Annotated in this window: 17 protein-coding genes; 4 read left to right on the forward strand and 13 right to left on the reverse strand. The window is 57.7% G+C overall.

From position 1 onward, the window contains the following. Window positions 1-5 precede the first annotated feature (5 nt). From cls to LOC54_RS04810, 5 genes are all read right to left on the reverse strand, one after another. Complete coding sequence (cls, locus tag LOC54_RS04790; RefSeq protein ID WP_279312697.1) at window positions 6-1,487, reverse strand: cardiolipin synthase; 1,482 nt, start codon at window positions 1,485-1,487, stop codon at window positions 6-8. Between the two features lie 84 nt (window positions 1,488-1,571). Beyond that, on the reverse strand, window positions 1,572-2,150 hold the full coding sequence (locus LOC54_RS04795; RefSeq protein ID WP_279312698.1) for a DedA family protein: 579 nt from the start codon (window positions 2,148-2,150) through the stop codon (window positions 1,572-1,574). Between the two features lie 197 nt (window positions 2,151-2,347). Further along, complete coding sequence (locus LOC54_RS04800; RefSeq protein WP_347709387.1) at window positions 2,348-3,862, reverse strand: ATP-binding protein; 1,515 nt, start codon at window positions 3,860-3,862, stop codon at window positions 2,348-2,350. An 8-nt stretch (window positions 3,863-3,870) separates the two neighbouring features. Continuing rightward, window positions 3,871-4,587: a response regulator gene (locus LOC54_RS04805; RefSeq protein ID WP_279312699.1), complete on the reverse strand. Its 717-nt coding sequence runs from the start codon at window positions 4,585-4,587 to the stop codon at window positions 3,871-3,873. A 136-nt stretch (window positions 4,588-4,723) separates the two neighbouring features. After that, window positions 4,724-5,749 (reverse strand): cysteine synthase A, encoded by a 1,026-nt coding sequence (locus LOC54_RS04810; RefSeq protein ID WP_279312700.1) that lies wholly within the window; start codon window positions 5,747-5,749, stop codon window positions 4,724-4,726. Window positions 5,750-5,862: 113 nt separating this feature from the next. Between LOC54_RS04810 and LOC54_RS04815 the strand changes: the two genes are divergently transcribed. After that, window positions 5,863-6,270, forward strand: a complete 408-nt coding sequence (locus tag LOC54_RS04815) for a rhodanese-like domain-containing protein (RefSeq protein WP_279312701.1) — start codon at window positions 5,863-5,865, stop codon at window positions 6,268-6,270. A 16-nt stretch (window positions 6,271-6,286) separates the two neighbouring features. Here LOC54_RS04815 and LOC54_RS04820 read toward each other — a convergent pair whose 3' ends face one another. After that, a complete protein-coding gene (locus tag LOC54_RS04820) occupies window positions 6,287-7,198 on the reverse strand; it encodes a DUF2272 domain-containing protein (protein ID WP_279312702.1) in 912 nt (303 codons plus the stop codon). A gap of 575 nt (window positions 7,199-7,773) precedes the next feature. On the opposite strand from LOC54_RS04820, the gene LOC54_RS04825 reads away from it, so the two are divergent. Further along, a complete protein-coding gene (locus LOC54_RS04825; protein ID WP_279312703.1) occupies window positions 7,774-8,229 on the forward strand; it encodes a hypothetical protein in 456 nt (151 codons plus the stop codon). A 36-nt stretch (window positions 8,230-8,265) separates the two neighbouring features. Here LOC54_RS04825 and purN read toward each other — a convergent pair whose 3' ends face one another. Then, the gene (gene purN, locus LOC54_RS04830) at window positions 8,266-8,868 is read right to left on the reverse strand and encodes a phosphoribosylglycinamide formyltransferase (RefSeq protein WP_279312704.1); all 603 of its coding nucleotides are present in this window, start codon (window positions 8,866-8,868) and stop codon (window positions 8,266-8,268) included. Next, entirely contained in the window at window positions 8,868-9,938 is a 1,071-nt protein-coding gene (gene purM, locus LOC54_RS04835) for a phosphoribosylformylglycinamidine cyclo-ligase (protein WP_279312705.1), read from the reverse strand. Before purM ends, purN begins: the two co-directional genes overlap by 1 nt. A 97-nt stretch (window positions 9,939-10,035) precedes the next feature. Between purM and LOC54_RS04840 the strand changes: the two genes are divergently transcribed. Then, complete coding sequence (locus LOC54_RS04840; RefSeq protein ID WP_279312706.1) at window positions 10,036-10,779, forward strand: chromosomal replication initiator DnaA; 744 nt, start codon at window positions 10,036-10,038, stop codon at window positions 10,777-10,779. Continuing rightward, window positions 10,754-13,120, forward strand: coding sequence for an RNA degradosome polyphosphate kinase (locus tag LOC54_RS04845; protein ID WP_408740295.1), 2,367 nt, complete (start codon window positions 10,754-10,756; stop codon window positions 13,118-13,120). The genes LOC54_RS04840 and LOC54_RS04845 overlap by 26 nt, the downstream gene beginning before the upstream one ends. Here LOC54_RS04845 and LOC54_RS04850 read toward each other — a convergent pair. The 5 genes from LOC54_RS04850 to LOC54_RS04870 form a co-directional block, all read right to left on the reverse strand. After that, on the reverse strand, window positions 13,095-14,642 hold the full coding sequence (locus tag LOC54_RS04850) for a HAMP domain-containing sensor histidine kinase (protein WP_279312707.1): 1,548 nt from the start codon (window positions 14,640-14,642) through the stop codon (window positions 13,095-13,097). The genes LOC54_RS04845 and LOC54_RS04850 overlap by 26 nt on opposite strands. After that, window positions 14,632-15,312: a response regulator transcription factor gene (locus LOC54_RS04855; protein WP_279312708.1), complete on the reverse strand. Its 681-nt coding sequence runs from the start codon at window positions 15,310-15,312 to the stop codon at window positions 14,632-14,634. The genes LOC54_RS04850 and LOC54_RS04855 overlap by 11 nt, the downstream gene beginning before the upstream one ends. Before the next feature lie 142 nt (window positions 15,313-15,454). Beyond that, window positions 15,455-17,347, reverse strand: coding sequence for an adenylyl-sulfate kinase (gene cysC, locus LOC54_RS04860; protein WP_279312709.1), 1,893 nt, complete (start codon window positions 17,345-17,347; stop codon window positions 15,455-15,457). A gap of 21 nt (window positions 17,348-17,368) precedes the next feature. After that, window positions 17,369-18,169, reverse strand: a complete 801-nt coding sequence (gene cysD, locus LOC54_RS04865) for a sulfate adenylyltransferase subunit 2 (protein WP_279312710.1) — start codon at window positions 18,167-18,169, stop codon at window positions 17,369-17,371. Between the two features lie 41 nt (window positions 18,170-18,210). Then, a complete protein-coding gene (locus LOC54_RS04870; RefSeq protein ID WP_408740296.1) occupies window positions 18,211-18,924 on the reverse strand; it encodes a phosphoadenylyl-sulfate reductase in 714 nt (237 codons plus the stop codon). Window positions 18,925-19,098 lie beyond the last annotated feature (174 nt).

Below are 19,098 nucleotides of genomic sequence, written 5' to 3' on the forward strand. Positions count from 1 at the left end.
TCTGCTCAGAGCAGCGGTCCTGCCGTTGCGAGAAGGTTGTTCAGAATAACACGATGCTTCGGCCAGCCGTCGACGTCTTCTGCGGTGATCTCCAGAGAGGCATCGATATAGCTCTGCTGCCGTTCGCGAACGGAACGGGTGAATTCATGGTCATAGAGCAGAATGTTATTCTCGAAGTTGAGGTCGAAGCTGCGTCTGTCCATATTGGCTGAACCGATCAGCGTGATGCCGTCATCCATGGTCAGCGTTTTCGAGTGCAGCAGGCCGTCGGGAAATTCCAGTATCCGGACACCCGCGCTCAGAAGATCGCGATAATAGCTGCGGCTTGATGCTCCGACCAGACGGGAGTCATTACGGGCCGGGAAGATGAGAGTCGTGGCCACACCCCGGCGCGCACTGCTGCACAGGGCGGCCTGAATCGACTCATCAGGCACATAATACGGGGTTGAGATCACCAGCTCCCGCGTTGCGGCATACATCAGGGCGACGAACATATCCGGCATCGCGGCATAGCGCGTGACGGCGCCGGTCCCGATCACCTGTGCGACAAAACCACCGGTTTCATCCGGATGAGGCATATGTTCCAGCAGGGGAAGCAGGTCCTCGTCCGTATGTCCCATCCAGTCCGTGGCGAAAAGATGCTGGTTCTGCATCACCACCGGACCTTCGAACCGGGCCATGATATCCACCCATGGCGCAAATTTTGCCTTCACCCGGAATTCGGGATCGGCGCAGTTCTGGCTCCCGCAATAGGTGATGCGGCTGTCGATCACGACAATCTTGCGGTGATTCCGCATGTCGATACGGCCATGGAACGGGAGAAGGATCTTGCGGCCGATCGGCAGGGAGCGCACCAGCCGGACACCGGCCTGCTTCATGGTATTCCAGTGGTCCGACCGGATCAGTTTTCTGGATCCCAGATCATCGGCCATCACACGGCAGATCACCCCGCGTTTTGCCGCACGGATCAGAGCCTGCACGACTTTCAGGCCGTTATTATCAGCAAGCCAGATGTAAAAACTGATATGAACGTGCTCCTGTGCCGCATCGATATCGACCACCATGGATTCGATGGTTGCATCGGAGTCCCTGAGAAGCCGGGCACGATTTCCCGCAAGAGGCACATATCCGCTGGCGGACTGTCCGACACGAAACAGGGGGGCCAGATGATGCGGCATACCGAATGCGGCTTCAGGATCGGCCAGCTCTTCAGTCTCGCTGTGAATGCCGGACGGAGCAAGGCGTCTGAAAGCTTCCCGGATACGCCTGACCCGGGCCTGTCCCAGGTCCAGTTCTCCCATCATCAGATAGGCGAGGATACCGATCACCGGCAGGGCACCGATGACTGCGATCCAGGCAATACGGGCGGAAGGAAGCCGGTGAGGTCGATAGAGCGCGCGCAGAATGAAAAGAATCTGCAGCAGCGCGACAAGGACGAGTCCCGCCGTTTCAAGATGAGGCATCAGGGCAAGAAGAGTCTGTGACATGGGATCCGTCTGCCCTGTTATCCGCACTGTTCCGCTGACAGAATTCCCTGGCGGATGGGAAGACCCTGCCTCAGTAAGCGGATATTACAGAAAACGCAGAAGAACAAAGCCCCCGATGAGAAGAACGGCAAAAATTCCTGTCACCAGAGGAAGGCGTTTTTCAAGAAATGTCTCTATCGGAGCCCCGAATTTCCTCAGAAGACCTGCAACCAGGAAATAACGTGCGGCTCGTGTGACCAGGCTTGCGGCGATGAACGGAAGAAGTGCGAAATGCGCCGCGCCGCTGGCGATGGTGACAAATTTATAGGGAATCGGGGTCAGCCCTTTGAAGAGGATGATCCACACGCCCCACTCCCTGAATTTCTCCTGAAGGGAGACCAGCGTCGCCTCGGCATGGTAAAAATGAATGACCGGTTTCGCCACCAGATCCAGCAGGAGAGCGCCGATCATCCATCCGAGAATACCTCCCGCCACACTGGTGATGGTCGCAATCAGGGCGTAGCGCCAGGCGAGGTCACGTCTGGCAATGGTCATCGGAACGAGAAGTGTCTCCGAAGGAAGAGGAAACACACTTGCTTCAGCAAAGGACAGAACACCAAGCCAGACAGGAGCCTGCGGGCTCGTCGCCAGTCTGAGAACGCGGGAATAAAGACGCTGGAGCATAAACCTCTGATCCTGACGACAGTCGCGTCTCTCTATGGCCGAGAGCGACGGATATTTCCAGAGACCGGCCTGATCCATGCGTAATGCGTCGGAGGGGGATCAGACACAACCGGCTCAGAAGCCGTTTTCAGGCATCGGACTCTGCATCCGGATTTTTATCCGTTCCGGCGGATCGGAAGCCTGAAGAGGCTTGAACTTCAGGGGAGTGTGACTGTCGCCCTGAGACCATGAGGTGATCTGTTTTCCAGAACGACATCTCCTCCGTGTCCGCGGAAAATTGTTCTCGATATGGAAAGACCAAGCCCCGTACCGCCGGTTTCACGACTGCGGCTTTTTTCTGCTCTCACGAATGGCTCAAACATCCGGTCCAGTTCCTCCTGGGGAAGTCCGGGTCCGTCATCGTCAATCCGGATAATGCTGGAGCCTTCAGGGTTTTTAATAAGGCTGATCCGTGCGTTCCCGCCATAATTCAGCGCATTCACGATCAGATTGGTAAAGGCACGTTTCAGAGCGACAGGACGTCCGCGGATGAAGATCTTTCCTTCCGTATCGCTGTCATCAAAGAACAGATTATCCTGTGCATCTGAGCGACTTTCCGAGATATCGTCTGCAATTGTCTGCAGAAGCGCATGAAGATCAATGAAAACGACAGGCTCACGGGAAGAGCTGGCGCTGCCATAGCTGAGCGTAGCGTCCACCATTGTCGCAAGGTCATTAAGATCGGAAAGAAATTTTTCCCGGATATCGTCATCTTCGATGAACTCGGCGCGAAGTTTCATGCGTGTGATCGGAGTTCTCAGGTCATGTCCGATTGATGTCAGGACGAGAGTCCGGTCTGAGACGAATTTCCGGATCCGGGTCGCCATGGCATTGAAAGCGGCAGCGGCTCTTGCCAGTTCAGGAGGACCATTCTCCGGAAGAGGAGGGGCATTGTCATCCGGCACAAGGGCTTCTGCCGCGGCAGCAAGTGTGCCGACAGGCGCAACCAGACGTCTGACGGCACCGATGATCAGTGCGCCCCCGACTGTCGTCATCAGCGCGAAAGCCAGAGGGAATGTCGGAGAAGAAAAAGGCGTTGCCCGGGGGAGTGTATAGTCGACCTGAACCCAGAGAGGCTCGTCAGGAAGCAGGAACGCAAGGGCCCTCTTCCTTCCGGAATGTCGTGAAAGCGCGCGGATTTCCTTGGGATGCCAGCGCAGATTCTTCTGCATATCCCCCGGCATGCCTTCGGGCGGCATGGAGAAAGGGGGGAAGTGGTGATTTTCTGAATGAAAATCCGGTCGGTGATAGGGGAAATGCCCTTCAGATGGCGGAGGAAAGCCTTCCCCAGGGAAGGGCCTTGGCGGCAGAGCCCAGAAGAGTCTGGAGGAAAAAGCTCCGAAGGGAATGCGTTCGGTCAGGTCTGGATCGGGCTTTTTCTTGAGGGATACGTCAAATCCGCCTGGTGAATCCAGTGTATCGACAATGGATGCACGAAGATTCTCCGGCGTTTCCGCAAGCGTACGGTAGCTCATCAGGGCATGAGACATGGCCTGATGCTCGGCCATCTGATGATCGAAGGTGATACGGTCCATTGCCTCAATGGTCAGACCGGCAATTTCAATGACGGCAAAACCGATGATCAGAACAACACTTGTCCGTGCGGCAAGCGATCCCTGCAGATATCGTGCAGGGTATCGCAGAAAGCCGGGAAGTCTCATACGCGCAGACACACAGATGTTCAGACCCGCTCAATTTCCGTTGCAAGCACGTAGCCCCCGCCACGGACTGTCTTGATCAGCTGCGCGTTGCGGCCATTATCCTCAAGTTTACGGCGCAGGCGGCTGATAGCCACGTCGATCGCCCGGTCGAATGGTCCGGCCTGTCGCCCGCGCAGGAGGTCGAGGAGCATATCACGGGTAAGGACCCGGTTTGCCCGCTCCAGAAGGGCCAGCAGCAGATCAAATTCACCGCCGGTCAGGGGAACCTCGATATCATCAGGATTCAGCAGCCTGCGGCGCGCGATCTCCAGGGTCCATCCCGCAAAGCGAAGATTACGGGCGTCACCCGGAGCGGATTCCTGATTTTCGGAAACACGTCGGAGAACGGCACGGATACGCGCCAGAAGCTCTCTGGGATTGAACGGCTTGGCCACATAGTCATCCGCACCCAGCTCAAGACCGATAATCCTGTCCGTCTCATCGCTCATTGCCGTAAGCATGATGATCGGAACATTGCCCTGACTACGAAGCCAGCGCGCGACATCCAGCCCCGGTTCTCCCGGCATCATAAGGTCGAGAACGACCAGATGATAATGTCCGCTCTGCCAGGCACGTCGTGCGTCCCGACCGTCGCGGGCAGTCGTTACCCTGAGCTGGTTCCTCTCCAGGAATCTGGCCAGGAGATCACGGATTTCACGATCGTCATCGACGATAAGAATATGAGGAGGCGTTTCCATACCCTGATACTAGTCCTTCCATGAGGAGAAAGGCAGCAGGTGTTGCATTTGGTTGCATTTAGTCGCGTCCGGATTACTGCCCGGAGCAGCCATTGTTACAGTGATACCCGCCGGTGCCTGCCGGCGGGACGGACTGTCAGGACATCCAGACCGGGACCGGAAGATCCTTCCCGCGCAGGAATTCGGGATTGAAGAGCTTTGACTGATACCGCGCACCACCATCTGCGAGAATAGTCGCAACAGTGTGTCCCGGCCCGAGTGTCTTCGCCACACGGATGGCCGCAGCGATATTGATGCCGGAAGAGCCGCCGACAGACAGGCCTTCTTCCGCAAGAAGATCATAGATGATCTCCAGAGCCTCGCTGTCCGGGATGCGCTCGGCGTCGTCGATCGGTGCGCCTTCCAGATTGGCAGTCACGCGGGACTGGCCGATTCCCTCCGTGATGGAAGAGCCGGAGACGGACAGGTCTCCTGATTTCACCCAGCCATAAAGTCCGGAGCCTTCAGGATCTGCAAGAACGATTTTCGGTTTGTTCTTCCCGTCACGCTCCGCAGCATCTTTCAGGCCAAGCGCAATACCAGCCAGAGTGCCACCGCTTCCGCAGGCGCAAGTGAATGCATCAAGCTTTCCTGCGGTCTGCGTCCAGATTTCCTGAGCCGTGGTGTGGCGGTGTCCTTCGCGGTTGGCCGTATTGTCAAACTGATTGGCCCAGACGAATCCACCCTCTTCTGCAAGCCTGCGCGAGACATGCACGTAATTGCCCTGATCCCTGTAAGGTTTTGCAGGAACAAGGCGCAGATCCGCACCGATCATGCGGAGAAAATCGATTTTCTCCCTGCTCTGCGTCTCAGGCATGACAATAATGCAGCGATATCCCCGGGCATTGGCAACCAGCGTCAGACCGATACCGGTATTTCCGGCCGTGCCCTCCACAACGGTGCCGCCAGGCTGCAGCACACCTCTTTTCTCTGCATCAGAGATGATTGCAAGCGCTGCCCTGTCCTTTACGGAACCGCCGGGATTCATGAACTCAGCCTTGCCGTAGATATCACAGCCTGTCAGATCGGACGCCTTACGCAGCCGGATCAGCGGCGTGCCGCCGACAGCTGCGGTCATGTCGGACGACAGATCGTGCCATCCCTGGAATATGCTGCGGGACATACTGTCTTACTCTTTCCTAATCTTCGCAGACCCGTGATATCACCCGTGGAACTGCCGGAAAACCTGAATATACTCACACACGAACCGTGCATGAGCCGGAGAAGGAGACAAGGATGATACCACAGATTTCGCCAGCCGAGGCATGGGCTGCTCTGGAAGCTGATGAAACAGCATGGCTTGTGGACGTGCGCACACCCGCTGAGTGGCAGTTTGTCGGTATTCCTGACCTCAGTCCGCTGGGACGTCAGGCCTGCGGCATCATCTGGCAGATGCCGGACGGACAGATTAACGATTCGTTTGTCGGGCAGCTGCGTGATTCAGGAATTACACCGGAAAGCAGGATTTATTTTATCTGCCGTTCAGGCGCACGCAGTAATGTGGCCGCTCAGACCGCAATCAACGCGGGCTTCAGTCACAGTTTCAATGTTTCAGACGGATTTGAGGGACCGCCGGATGCTGCGGGGCACCGCGGCCTTGCCGCCGGCTGGAAAGCTTCGGGACTTCCCTGGCGGCAAAGCTGAACGGTCCCCGTCCGCCTTACTGTCCGGCGTCGGGCTCTGTCTCGGCGTCGTAGATCACTTCCAGAACAGCGCACCATGGATAGCGGGAGTCGTAGCTCTGTCCTGACGATGAACTCACCATACCGTTCGCATCCGTCGGAACATGTGTCAGGGCGACTGCGTCATCGATATTGCCGCCAATAATGCTCAGCTGGCGGCCGAAAGGCTGGCCATTCTGCCCGGTGGCGACAACAATGCCGCAATGTGCCGGAAAGCCATAGGACGTAGGCAGGTCTGAGAATCTGACTTTACGCGAGGCTCCGCGACCGACGCAGAGCAGGTCTCCGGGTTTCGGGGCATAAAGCGCAGGATCCTGCGCTTTCAGTCCGGAGGCCTGACCGGATGCCGCTGCATTAATATAGGTGGCATGATTAGGAGAATAGACGAAACGTCCGTTCGCACCTGCAACACGCATGACATATGAAATGAAAGCTGCAGACCAGGCAAAACGCCCGTCGTGCACGAAGTTTGTCAGAGATCCGGATGAATTATGTTTCCCGGTCCAGGAGGCTTCAGTCGCGTAGGGATCCTGCCCCGTCCACCAGTACTCCCCGACGCGCTGCCACAGGCCGGGTGCACGCTCGGGCTTTATTGCCGCGGTCTGAGGCTCAGGGCGCAGTTCAGGATCGTCATCATTGACCGGCATTCCGAAAAGACGCCACTCGCGCAAGGCAATTGCAACGACATCCTGTCGGTTAAACGGTTCGAAATTCAGAGTGGCAAAGTCGGGGGCATGAGAATAGCCCGTCAGCCCCGGCTGCCCGGCCTGAGGCTGAGCGGCAGGGCTGCCTCCGGCTCCGGGAGTTGCCTGCTGGGTGCTGCTGCAGCCGGAAAGAAGAAGTATTGCAAAAAAAACTGGTGCAGTATGCGTTTTTCTTAACACCGTCATTGTGGTTCCAGTTCATTTTCTTGCCCCGGGTTCTGGGCGGATATTCCGGCAGAGAAGAAAAACGTCCCGGGTTTTAAGTTTTCAATCACTTTATAGAAGAAAGAATGAGGCGCGGAAATATGCATTCACACAAATCGCGAGTGAGGCCCGGATACCATGCGTTTCCGGAATATGTCCGGATATGATCAGAATATGTAACAGCTGGTCTGTTATGCAATTTCGGAAGCGTGAAGAAAATGTTTCTCTTATGCAAAAATATTTTATAAGCATCCCACTGCAATCATAAGAAAAAATAATTTTGTAAAATCCTTTATAATATAATGTATTTTATAAAAATAAGAAAAATTTCCCGAGACGTATAATTTAGTAATGGGAATGATTATGGAAATATTTATATTGCATGGGTTTTTTTTTGAATGTACTGAAAAATAAACACAGGTTAGATCGGGTCGGAGCCGGTAAGTAATCTTCTCAGGGACAGCTATATGCTGGGCTTCCTGCGGGAAGGGGAAGAACTCCGGAAAAGATCCGTCTCCTGTCCGGAAATTTACTGATTGGTAAGGTAGCTTACAGATATGGCCAGAGCATCAACGAAGCGCGCAGGTACGGCGAAACCGGCTTCCCAGACGAAACCGGCTGCGGCCCGTCAGGTGGTGAAAGCCCCGGCGCGCGGACGTAAAAAAGCAGAGCCTGCTGAAGAGGTCGTGAAGAAAGTCGCCACAAAGGCAAAAACTGCTGCGCCGACCCGTGCCCGTAAGGCAGCGGAAGAAAAGCCTGCTCCTGCCGCGCGTAAACGTGCAGCTGCGACGAAGGCATCTGCCCCGGTAAAGGCAGCACCCGTTGCAGCAGCACGCGGCCGTCGCAAGGCAGAAGCGGAGCCCCGCCAGCTGAGTGCCGTGGAGAAGCTGCGGATCACGCAGGAAACCCGCAAGCAGAAGCGTCTTGACCGTCTCGCTGAAGAAAAGGCGGCTGTGAAGTCGGCCCCGGCTCGGAAGAAGGCCGCCGGAGCGCGCTCCTCCCGCAAATCCTGAGAAGAACGGGCGGGCCTGATTTCGCCCGCCCTCTGCTCAGCTTTCAGGAAAATGCGTCCGGATGAACGTATCCAGCGCTTCCGGGTAAAGCCTGTGCTCTTCTTTAAGAACACGGGCGGCAAGGTCGTCCGGTGTATCCCCGGGGAGGACATTGACGCTGGCCTGAGCCAGAACCGGTCCTTCATCCATCTCTTCCGTGACAAGATGAATCGTGCATCCGTGCTGGCGTTTTCCTGCCTCGATAGCGCGTTCATGCGTATGCAGCCCGGGAAAATCCGGCAGAAGGCTGGGATGAATATTCAGCATACGACCTGACCATGCCTGCGTCAGAAACGGGGTCAGGAGCCGCATGTATCCGGCAAGGCAGACAACCTGCACTCCGGCCTCCCGCAAGGCAGCATCAATGACATGTTCATGTGCTGCACGGTCTTTTCCGAATGGCCGGTGATCAATCGCAAGCGTCGGGCACCCCGCCTGACGCGCGACCTCAAGTCCGGCAGCATCCGGCTTATTGCTGATGACAAGGGCCACCGATGCCGGATATTCCGGACGTGCACAGGCCTCAATCAGGGCTGTCATATTGCTGCCGCGTCCGCTTATCAGAATTCCGACACGAATTTTCTTCACACTGCGGCTCATTACAGAGAGAAATCAGGCACGGTTTTTATCGTGAGAGAAGAAGGCTGATCAGTATCTCCTGCAACGGTCTCACCCAGTCGGAAGGCCTCTTCACCAGCCTCAGATAATCTTGCCAGAACCTGGTCAGGCTCCGATGTGACGAGGACCATACCAACGCCACAGTTAAAGACACGAAGCATCTCTTCAGACGCGACATTGCCCGCCTGTGCCAGCCATCTGAAAACCGGAGGAATATCCCAGGGTGTATCGATAACGGCATTAACGCCTTGCGGGAAAACACGTGGAAGATTACCCGGAAGACCGCCGCCGGTAATATGTGCTGCTGCCGTGATGAGACCTGCGCGGTGAAGATCAAGCACGGGTTTCACATACAGCTTCGTCGGCGTCATCAGCGCCTCTCCGAGCGTTCTGCCGGGAGCAAATGGCGCCGGTGATGTCCAGTCCAGACCGGCGTGATCCTTAATACGCCGGACCAGAGAAAATCCGTTGGAATGCACACCTGAAGATGGCAGCCCGATCAGTGTCTGCCCGGCGGCCAGAGCTCCGGGGAGAAGTCTGTCCCGTTCTGCGGCACCCACGGAAAATCCCGCAAGATCGTAGTGACCAGGGGCATACATCCCGGGCATTTCTGCCGTCTCGCCACCAACGAGAGCACAGCCGGATTCCTGGCAGCCGCTGGCGATTCCGCGTATTACGCGGGCTGCATCCTCAACACTCAGGCGTCCGGTCGCGAAATAATCCAGGAAGAACAGAGGTTCAGCACCCTGAACTACCAGATCGTTAACGCACATCGCCACCAGATCAATACCGACCGTATCGTGCAGCCCGGTTTCAATGGCGATGTTCAGCTTCGTGCCGACACCATCAGTGCAGGAAACAAGAACCGGATCCGAGAAGCCTGCTGCTTTCAGATCGAACAACGCACCGAATCCACCAAGTCCGCCCATAACACCGGAGCGGGACGTTGCACGGGCTGCAGGTTTGATGACATCAACAAGAGAGTCGCCAGCCTCGATATCCACACCCGCATCGCGGTATGTAAGGCCAGAAGTCCGGGGGGGAAGGGACATAGGTCGGTTCTCGTCAGCAGTAAAAAGAATGCGGCTGTCCCCGTTTAAGCCAGCACCGGCCCGGCGACTAGGCCCGACGGTCAGAGCGGAACAGAAAATGAGTCAGAACGAAAAGAAATTTTCTCCCGATCCGGGGCTTCCGGTTCAGATCCCTCTGGCCTTCCGGCGTGACAGCCGGTTCACCGCAGGCAGTTTCATGTGTTCCGAGCAGAATGCAGAGGCAAGGGAGTGGCTTTCGGACAATGGAACGAAGGCCTGGCCGGAGGGACGGCTGCTGGTGACCGGCCCGGCGGGATCGGGCAAGACACACCTGGTGCATCTGTGGGCGGAGCGGCAGGGCGCTGCGTATCTCAAGGGGGCAGAGCTGGACGAGCAGGCCGTCCTGTCTCTGGAGCATATGTCAGTGGTGCTGGATGATGCCGATCAGACCACAACACCGCAGATCACTCTGCATCTGATCAATCTGATGAAGGAACGCGGAGGCAGGCTTCTGCTTGCGGCACGCAGTTCTCCATCCGGATGGCCCGGAGAGCTGCCCGATCTGGACAGCCGCATCCGTGCGACGTCTGCCATCATCCTGCCGGAACCGGATGATGTCTTTCTCCGGCGCCTGATGCTGCGTCTGTGTGCGGACAGGCAGATGACGGTTCCGAACACGCTGACGGAGTGGCTGCTCCTGAACCTCCCGCGTGAGGCGGAAGCACTCCTGCGGGCTGTCGATCTTCTGGAGCGTCGGATACAGGAAAGGGGGCGTCTGCCTGATATAAGAGAGATGCAGTATCTGTTTCACACCCCGGATGACGCTAAATTGTCATATGACAGGACAGAAGCATCTTCCTAAGAGGTCTGTGCGAAGATCAGGATGTGTCGTGACAAAAAAGGGTATCGGGGGAGTGAAAGTGCACAAGCCGGCAGCAGGACAGGCCCGCAGACGTGTGACACGTGCGGTGCAGAGCAAGGCAGGAACCGCGGCTGCCGGGCAGTCGGAGAAGGAGGTGGTAACGCTTGACCGGGCGGCTGCATCCGGAGGCATTCCCTCAGATTCCCCCGAGCGTTTCATCAATCGCGAACTTTCCTGGCTGGCCTTCAACCAGCGTGTCGTGGCTGAGGCTGAAAACGACCGGAATCCGCTTCTCGAACGTCTGCGTTTCCTGTCCATCAGCGCGAATAATCTTGATGAATTCTATTCGGTCCGTGTCGCAGGTCTGGTCGGGCAGGAGAGAGAAGGGCTGGTTACGGTCTCTCCGGACGGGCTGACACCTGCTTTGCAGCTTGTCGCCGTGCGTGAACGGTCCGCACGTCTTCTTCGTCGCCAGCAGGCCGTCTGGATTGAGCTGCGGGAGAAGCTTTCCGAAGCCGGTGTCATGCTGTGCAACGTGAAGGAGATTTCCGACGCGGACAGGGAATGGCTCATCTCCTGGTTTATGGACAAGGTTTTTCCGGTGCTGACCCCGCTTGCGGTCGATCCGGCTCATCCGCTGCCCTTCATCCCGAATATGGGGCTGGCGCTCGGGCTTCGCCTCGTCTCGGCGGATACGGGCGCATTTGCCATGAACGGTCTGATCCTGCTTCCGCAGCAGGTGGACCGCTTCATCCGCCTTCCGAGCGAGGCCGGACGTCCGCCGAAGATTCGCTTCGTCCTGCTTGAGGATCTGATTTCTCTGTGTGTCGATCAGCTTTATCCGGGCCTCGCCGTTGCGGAAAGCGGTGTTCTGCGCGTGATCCGCGATACGGATGTCGAGTTTGAGGATGAGGCAGAAGATCTGGTCCGCTCCTACGAGACAGCACTGAAACAGCGTCGTCGTGGCGTGGTGATCCATCTCGACATGGAATCACGCGTCCCGGAAGAACTGGCCCATGCCGTCATTGACGAACTGGATCTGCCGCCGGAAGAAGTACTGATTCACCCCGGCTTCATTGGCGTTGTCGATCTCAAGCAGATGATCGTCGATGACCGGCCTGATCTGCTGTTCCGTCCCTACACGCCTCGCTTTCCCGAGCGTATTCTGGATTTCAACGGCGACTGCTTCGCTGCCATCCGTGCGAAGGATCTGCTGGTTCATCATCCGTTCGAAAGCTTCGATGTCGTGGTGCAGTTCCTGCGTCAGGCCGCGCTTGATCCGAATGTGATTGCCATCAAGCAGACGCTCTACCGGACCTCACGCGACAGCCCCGTGGTAAAGGCGCTTATTGAGGCTGCTGAGTCCGGGAAATCCGTCACGGCAATGGTGGAGCTGCGTGCGCGCTTTGATGAAGAGGCGAATATCCGCCTCTCCCGTGCGCTTGAGGCTGCGGGCGTGCAGGTTGTATTCGGTTTTGCCGATCTCAAGACCCACGCAAAACTGAGCCTTGTCGTCCGGCGTGAGGGCGGCAGCGTCCGGTCCTACGCCCATTTCGGAACAGGCAACTACCATCCGATCACGGCGAAGATATACACGGACCTGTCCTTCTTCACCTGTAATCCGGAACTCGTCCGGGATTCCGCCCGCCTGTTCAATTACGTGACGGGCTGCGCCACTCCAGGCCGGATGGAGGCCATCAGCTTCTCCCCGCTGACCTGCCGCTCAACTCTGATGTCACTGATCGATGAGGAAATCGCGCATGTAAAAGCCGGGCGTCCGGGAACGATCTGGCTGAAAATGAATGCGCTCGTCGATCCTCCCCTGATCGATAAATTATATGAAGCCTCCTGTGCCGGCGTGAAGATTGCTGCCGTGGTCCGGGGCATATGCTGTCTGCGCCCGGGGGTCCCCGGCCTGTCAGAGAATATCAGCGTCAAATCCGTGGTCGGGCGCTTCTTGGAGCATTCGCGCATTTATGTTTTCGGGAATGGCCATCGTGTGCCTTCACGGGATGCAAAGGTCTATATTTCCTCCGCCGACTGGATGACACGCAATATGGACTGGCGTGTGGAAAGTCTGGTGCCGATCACGAATGCGACGGTTCACGCGCAGGTTCTGGACCAGATTATGGTCATGAATCTCAAGGATAACCTGCAGTCCTGGATACTGGAGCGAAACGGTGCCTGGAGGCGTCTCAGCCCGGGAAACCGGCCGTTCTCAGCCCACGAATGGTTTATGACGCATCCGTCCCTGTCCGGACGCGGCTCAGCCGCGCGGGCTGAACCGCTGCCCGCACCGGCCAGCCCGCCGAGGATCAGGGACCGGCTTCTGGATGACTGACCGCAAAGGTCTTTTTCTCTGATTTTTTCTCGGATCTGCCGTTTCTGACTTCTGACGCAGTCAGCGGCAGATCCATTTCGGCAGACAGTCCGGGATTGCGCTGCGAGAAACGCAGAGCTCCGCCATGCAGCTGCACGATGGCCTGGACCAGAGCCAGGCCCAGGCCGGACCCGGGTGTATTGCGTGCCGAATCCGCACGGAAAAATCGCTCCGGTGCCCTGGCCAGTTCCTCCCAGCTCATGCCGATCCCCTGATCCGTTACGGCAACAGTGACGATCTGCTCCTGAGACAGCGCAATCCCGTTTCCGCCGGTATTCGCTCCGGCAGCCGCAGAAATTGTGACGGTGCTGTCCTGAGGTGAATATTTCAGGGCATTATCCAGGAGGTTAGAGACAGCCTGCTGAATCATCATGCGATCGCCATAAAACTGAAGGACGGCCGGAAGACGTAAAGACAGAACGATGCTCTTTTCTTCCGCCACCGGTTCGTACAGCTCGGCAATATCCTCAAGAACAGGGACCAGATCAAAACAGGCAAAGGCAGATCGGCGGGAGCCTGCCTCAATCTGCGTGATTCTGAGCAAGGCGTCGAATACGACAGTGATGCGGTCGAGATCGTCGACGCCATGCTCGATCGCCTGACGCAACGCCGTCTCATCTTCCGCATGATGCGCGGCGTATTCCAGCCGCGTACGCGCCCGGGTGATCGGTGTGCGCAGATCATGAGCAATCGAGTTGGAAACCTGCTTCACACCGTCCATCAGACGTGAAATCCGCTCCAGCATCTCGTTAATGGCTTCCGCAACCTCGTCCAGTTCATCTCCTCTGCCGCGCATAGGCATACGACGCGACATGTCGCCATGGGCGATGGCCGAGGTTGTTTTCGCAATCGAGTGGATCATACGCCGGAGCATCGAGCGGACCAGAACGGCCCCGCCAAGGGCCAGCGCCGTGATCATCGCCAGTGCCCAGAGCAGCGTATCGGCCAGAAGATTGCGCAGCATGAGGCGGCCACGGACGTCCCGCCCGACCAGAAGCCGGTAGCCGCCAGGCAGTGTCAGTGCCTGAGCCTGAGCCTGAGCCTGAGCCACACTATGGAAACCAGGACGATGGATCGAGAGCTGATACCACGCATCCGAAGCCGTGACATCCGCAGGCCAGACCAGAAGATTGCCGGTAATCCGATGATTATGCGGATCCATCAGAAGATAGATCGCATCGTGATCAAAATTATCCTCAAGCCGGTCTTCAATGGCAACCGTCAGCGCCGGCAGCCCGCCCTCGGTCCATCGTTCTGAAAGACCACGGAGATCGGCAACGACAGAATTCTCAACCTGTCGTTCAAGCAGCCCGACCGTGCCCCACCATATAACGCTGAGAAACAGGACGGCGGACAGCGAGAACAGCAGAGCATAGACGATGGCAAATCGTACGCCGGACGACCGGAGCGCCAGAAAATTGCGAGGCGATCCGATCTTTGTATCTGCCGGGCCAGAGGAGGGCAGGGAGGGGTCAGTCTGCACGCAGCATGTAGCCTGCATTGCGAACGGTATGAATCAGAGCCGTCTCGAACGGTTTGTCCACTTTCTGACGGAGCCGGGAGACATGAACGTCAATTACATTGGTCTGCGGATCGAAATGGTAGTCCCACACTCCCTCCAGCAGCATCGTACGGGTGACAACCTGGCCGGTATGACGCAGCAGAAACTCCAGGAGACGGAATTCACGCGGCTGGAGGTCAATTTTCTGCCCGTCACGTTTTACTGAACGGGACAGGAGATCCATTTCAAGACCACCGGCTTCCAGCCGTGTCTGAGGTGCGCTTTCGCTGCGTCCCCGTCGTCCCAGCGCCTCGACCCGGGCAAGCAGTTCGCTGAACGCGAAAGGCTTAGTCAGATAATCGTCTCCCCCCGCCTTCAGACCGGCAACACGATCGTCGACGTCACCGAGCGCCGACAGCACGATCACTGGCGTGCTGTTCTTCTGGCTGCGGAGAGTTTCAAGAATTTTAAGACCGTCAATGCCGCCGGGCAGCATACGGTCCAGAATGATGACATCAAATTTCTCGCTGACCGCAAGAAAAAGACCGTCTTTTCCGTTGTCTGCCTGATCTGCCACATGGCCTGTTTCCGTCAGGCCACGAACAATGAAACTGCGGACTGTCGGATCGTCTTCGACAATGAGGATTCGCATCAGAGGCTCCCGGCTTTTCACATACCGTTTCCCTTTTACAATAGGGCGTTACGAAATGCAGGAAAGGGCCAGAAGCCGAGATTTCCAAAAAGACATCTCCCCGCCATCAGGCCGGAACCTGATCAGGGCGGGGAGAGGGCCTTCAGCCGCGCGAACGGGCAGCCGCGAAATCGGCCAGCCTTGCGGACAGCTCCGGGATACCGGCACTGCCTGTTTCCAGTTTCAGAGCCGGAGATTCAGGAGCTTCGTAAGGCGCACTGACACCGGTGAAGTCCTGAATTTTCCCCTCACGTGCAGCGGCATACAGCCCCTTCACATCGCGGGACTCACAGACCTCAACGGATGCGGCAACAAAGACCTCATCAAACCGTTCACCGATGATCTGCCGTGCCAGAGCGCGATCTTTCGCCAGCGGGGAGATCAGTGTCACGAGAACGACATGACCTGCCTCGGCAAGGATTTTCGCAACCTCTGCAGCCCGGCGCACATTCTCGTGGCGGTCAGCCTCGCTGAATCCAAGATTGCTGCAAAGGCCCGTGCGCAGGGTATCACCGTCCAGCACAACCGCATCGGTTCCGCGCTCAAACAGAATCTGCTCCGCCTTACGTGCGAGAGTGCTCTTGCCTGAGCCGGACAGTCCCGTCAGCCAGACCACACGACCATCATGCCCGCGTGTCTTCCTGCGATCCGCTGCATTGAGCGTGCTGCCTGAGGGATAAATGGCGGCATCACCACCGATTTCAGCCGGACCGATCAGCGGTGCCCCGCCGACAATCTTCTGATTGCGGTCAACCAGAACGCCCCGTCCGTCTGTCGTGCCGGGCGTGAACGGATCGAACAGGATCGCCTCGGCCACGGCCAGCGTAATCTCGGCGAACCCTTCAGGCGGTACTTCATCCGCCTTAGCCTCACTCAGATCATCAAGCTGAACTACGGAATCAATCGATGCGACCGTCACCTGGTGCTCGGCTGTTGCCAGACGCAGACGGAAGGTCTCTCCGACACGCAGCGGCTCCTGACGCAGCCAGAACAGGCGGGCACGGACACGTGCGGACCGCAGCGGCTCCTCACCGGGGAAGAACAGCAGGTCGCCACGATCCGGAATGACATCCGGCTCCAGCGTCAGGGCGATGGATTCGCCCGCAGACGCCGTATCCCGAGCGGGCGCGGACCAGCGTTCAACCGATGCAACACGCGCCCGGCTGCCCTGGGCTCCGATGATGACGGTATCGCCGACCGACACCTGGCCGCGCTCGATGCGTCCGGCAACAAAGCGTTTGTCATCGAAACGATAGACATCCTGAACCGGCATGCGAAGGGGAAGACCGGCCCGGGATTCCGCTGACGGCACGGCAGCCAGTGCCTCGACAAGCGTCGGGCCCGTATGCCAGGGAGAACGCTCCGAACGGCTGGCGATGTTGTCTCCGTCGCGGGCAGAGGCGGGAACGAACAGGGACGGCCGGATATCGAGCTGCGTCAGAAGTTCCGTCACGCTTTTCTCGACGGCGCGTACCTTCTCCTGGTCGAACTCCAGCAGATCCACCTTGTTCAGCAGCACGATCACATGCCGGATCCCGATCAGGCGGAGCAGCATCGCATGGCGGCGGGTCTGTTCCTGAGCGCCTTCACGTGCATCCACAACAAGAACGGCAGCATCGGCATCAGCCGCGCCGGTAATCATGTTGCGCAGGAACTGGCGGTGACCCGGGGCATCCACGATCACAAACTGGCGGCTGCCGAGGCGGAAAGGAATACGTGTGGAATCGACCGTCACACCCTGATCGCGCTCGATCTGCAGGCTGTCGAGGAGAAAGCTCCACTCGATCTGCAGACCGCGCTTGCGGGAGGATTCAATGATCTGGGCAACCTTGCCTTCCTGCAGATTATCCGTGTCATGCAGAAGACGGCCGATCAGCGTGGATTTGCCATGATCCACATGTCCGACGATCACGATAGGTGTCGCGGCATCCAGCGCGCTGTCACGATCCGCGGCATCAAGAGAGGCCAGACCGGCCGTGGTGAGAACTTCGTTCATAGTGCTGACTGATCCTCGTTCTCAGAGATACCCGGCGACACGAAGGCGCTCGAAAGCATCCTCGGTCTCGTTGTCCATGGCGCGACCGGCGCGTTCGGAGGTCTTGGTTGTTTCAAGCTCGGTGATGATTTCGGCAATGGTGGAGGCATTGCTGTCGATCGGGAACGTGATGTTCTTGTCACCAAGGGAGCGGTAACGCTTGCCGTTTTTCGCGAAATACAGATCGACGACCGGAATACCCTCGCGCTCGATATAGCGCCAGATATCGATCTCACGCCATGCCAGCAGCGGGTGAACGCGGATATGCATACCGTCCTCGTGCGGGGTGGCATACTGGTCCCAGAATTCCGGAGGCTGGTTCCGGATATCCCATTTATGGCCGGACCCGCGAGGGCTGAATACGCGCTCTTTCGCCCGGGTGCCCTGCTCATCACGACGAATACCGGCGATCACGCCCTGCAGTTTATGCTTTTCGATCATCGCGGCCAGACCGGCTGTCTTGCGTGCGGCAGAGCGCGCGGCCGGCGGCAGGGTCGGGTCCATCTCCTCAACCGGCGGACAGTATCCCAGCAGAAGATCAAGATTCCATTTTTTCGTATATTCAGTCCGAAAATCATACATTTCCGGGAATTTCATCTCCGTATCCACGTGCATGACCGGGAAGGGCACGTGACCGAGAAAGGCCTTGCGCGCCAGCCAGAGCATCACGTTGGAGTCCTTGCCCAGGGACCAGAGCATGGCAAGGGGCTTCAGCTTGCGCCAGGCTTCGCGGAGAATGAAGACGCTCTGCGCCTCTAGCTGGTCGAGATGATCGGCTGACATGAGATTCTTCCGATAGAGGTCAGAAACAGGATAAGGGCGGCTCACACCGCCCGGTGAATACCGCATTCGGTTTTGGAAAATCCGGCCCAGCGACCGGCGCGCGGGTCGTCTCCCTCTCCGACGGGCTGCGTGCAGGGCGCACAGCCGATAGAGGGATAGCCGCGCTGCGTGAGGGGATGGCGGGGCAGATTGCGACGGGTCATTTCAGCCTCAAGCTCCTCCGGCGTCCAGTCCGCCAGCGGATTGATACGCAGGGAGTCATCAGCTTCCGTCTGCACGATTTCCAGGCGATGACGTGTCATAGCCTGAGAACGTTTACGGCCCGTCACGAGAGCACGATATCCGGCGGAAGCCAGATTCATGGGCTCAACCTTGCGCAGGGCACAGCAGGCGTCAGGATCAAAGGCCCAGAGCTGTCCTTCCGGATCACGATCATGGATCGCTTTTTCTGAAGGGCTGATATTGATCACGTTCCGCAGCCCCAGGCTGTCCGCCAGAGCCGCCCGATATTCGAGCGTCTCGGGAAAATGCTGCCCGGTATTAAGAAAGAGAACGGGGAAATCGGGATCGGCCTCAGCCGCAAAAGCCAGAAGCACGGCAGATTCGGCCCCGAAGGAAGACAGGATCGCAACTTCCGGCCCCAGAGATTCACGGGCGCGCCTGAGGACCGCTGCAGGGTCAGACGCACCATTCATGATAAAGGCGGCAGGATCAGTCGTCCGGACAGTCTCTGTGTCCGCATCAGTGAGGGACATTGGAAAATCCTCTCTGACCCGGATGTACGGCACCGGGTCGTGATTTATGGGCTTTATCTATGTCGGGACCTGCCAAAGATCAAGAAGTATCTTCTCTCTAGCAGCCTGTCGGGTTGGGCATTTTGCGGATCATAGGGCTGAGGCTGACCTGTCTTATGCTGCGTGAAGCCGTGC

It is taken from the genome of Acetobacter sp. AN02 (assembly GCF_029759835.1).
In the GTDB taxonomy this organism is placed as follows: Bacteria; Pseudomonadota; Alphaproteobacteria; order Acetobacterales; family Acetobacteraceae; genus Acetobacter.

Coding starts and splice junctions, on each gene's coding strand:
- cls (WP_279312697.1), bottom strand. CDS start 1,487: ATGTCACAGACTCTTCTTGCCCTGATGCCTCATCTTGAAACGGCGGGA.
- LOC54_RS04795 (WP_279312698.1), bottom strand. CDS start 2,150: ATGCTCCAGCGTCTTTATTCCCGCGTTCTCAGACTGGCGACGAGCCCG.
- LOC54_RS04805 (WP_279312699.1), bottom strand. CDS start 4,587: ATGGAAACGCCTCCTCATATTCTTATCGTCGATGACGATCGTGAAATC.
- LOC54_RS04810 (WP_279312700.1), bottom strand. CDS start 5,749: ATGTCCCGCAGCATATTCCAGGGATGGCACGATCTGTCGTCCGACATG.
- LOC54_RS04815 (WP_279312701.1), top strand. CDS start 5,863: ATGATACCACAGATTTCGCCAGCCGAGGCATGGGCTGCTCTGGAAGCT.
- LOC54_RS04820 (WP_279312702.1), bottom strand. CDS start 7,198: ATGACGGTGTTAAGAAAAACGCATACTGCACCAGTTTTTTTTGCAATA.
- LOC54_RS04825 (WP_279312703.1), top strand. CDS start 7,774: ATGGCCAGAGCATCAACGAAGCGCGCAGGTACGGCGAAACCGGCTTCC.
- purN (WP_279312704.1), bottom strand. CDS start 8,868: ATGAGCCGCAGTGTGAAGAAAATTCGTGTCGGAATTCTGATAAGCGGA.
- purM (WP_279312705.1), bottom strand. CDS start 9,938: ATGTCCCTTCCCCCCCGGACTTCTGGCCTTACATACCGCGATGCGGGT.
- LOC54_RS04840 (WP_279312706.1), top strand. CDS start 10,036: ATGAGTCAGAACGAAAAGAAATTTTCTCCCGATCCGGGGCTTCCGGTT.
- LOC54_RS04845 (WP_408740295.1), top strand. CDS start 10,754: ATGACAGGACAGAAGCATCTTCCTAAGAGGTCTGTGCGAAGATCAGGA.
- LOC54_RS04855 (WP_279312708.1), bottom strand. CDS start 15,312: ATGCGAATCCTCATTGTCGAAGACGATCCGACAGTCCGCAGTTTCATT.
- cysC (WP_279312709.1), bottom strand. CDS start 17,347: ATGAACGAAGTTCTCACCACGGCCGGTCTGGCCTCTCTTGATGCCGCG.
- cysD (WP_279312710.1), bottom strand. CDS start 18,169: ATGTCAGCCGATCATCTCGACCAGCTAGAGGCGCAGAGCGTCTTCATT.
- LOC54_RS04870 (WP_408740296.1), bottom strand. CDS start 18,924: ATGTCCCTCACTGATGCGGACACAGAGACTGTCCGGACGACTGATCCT.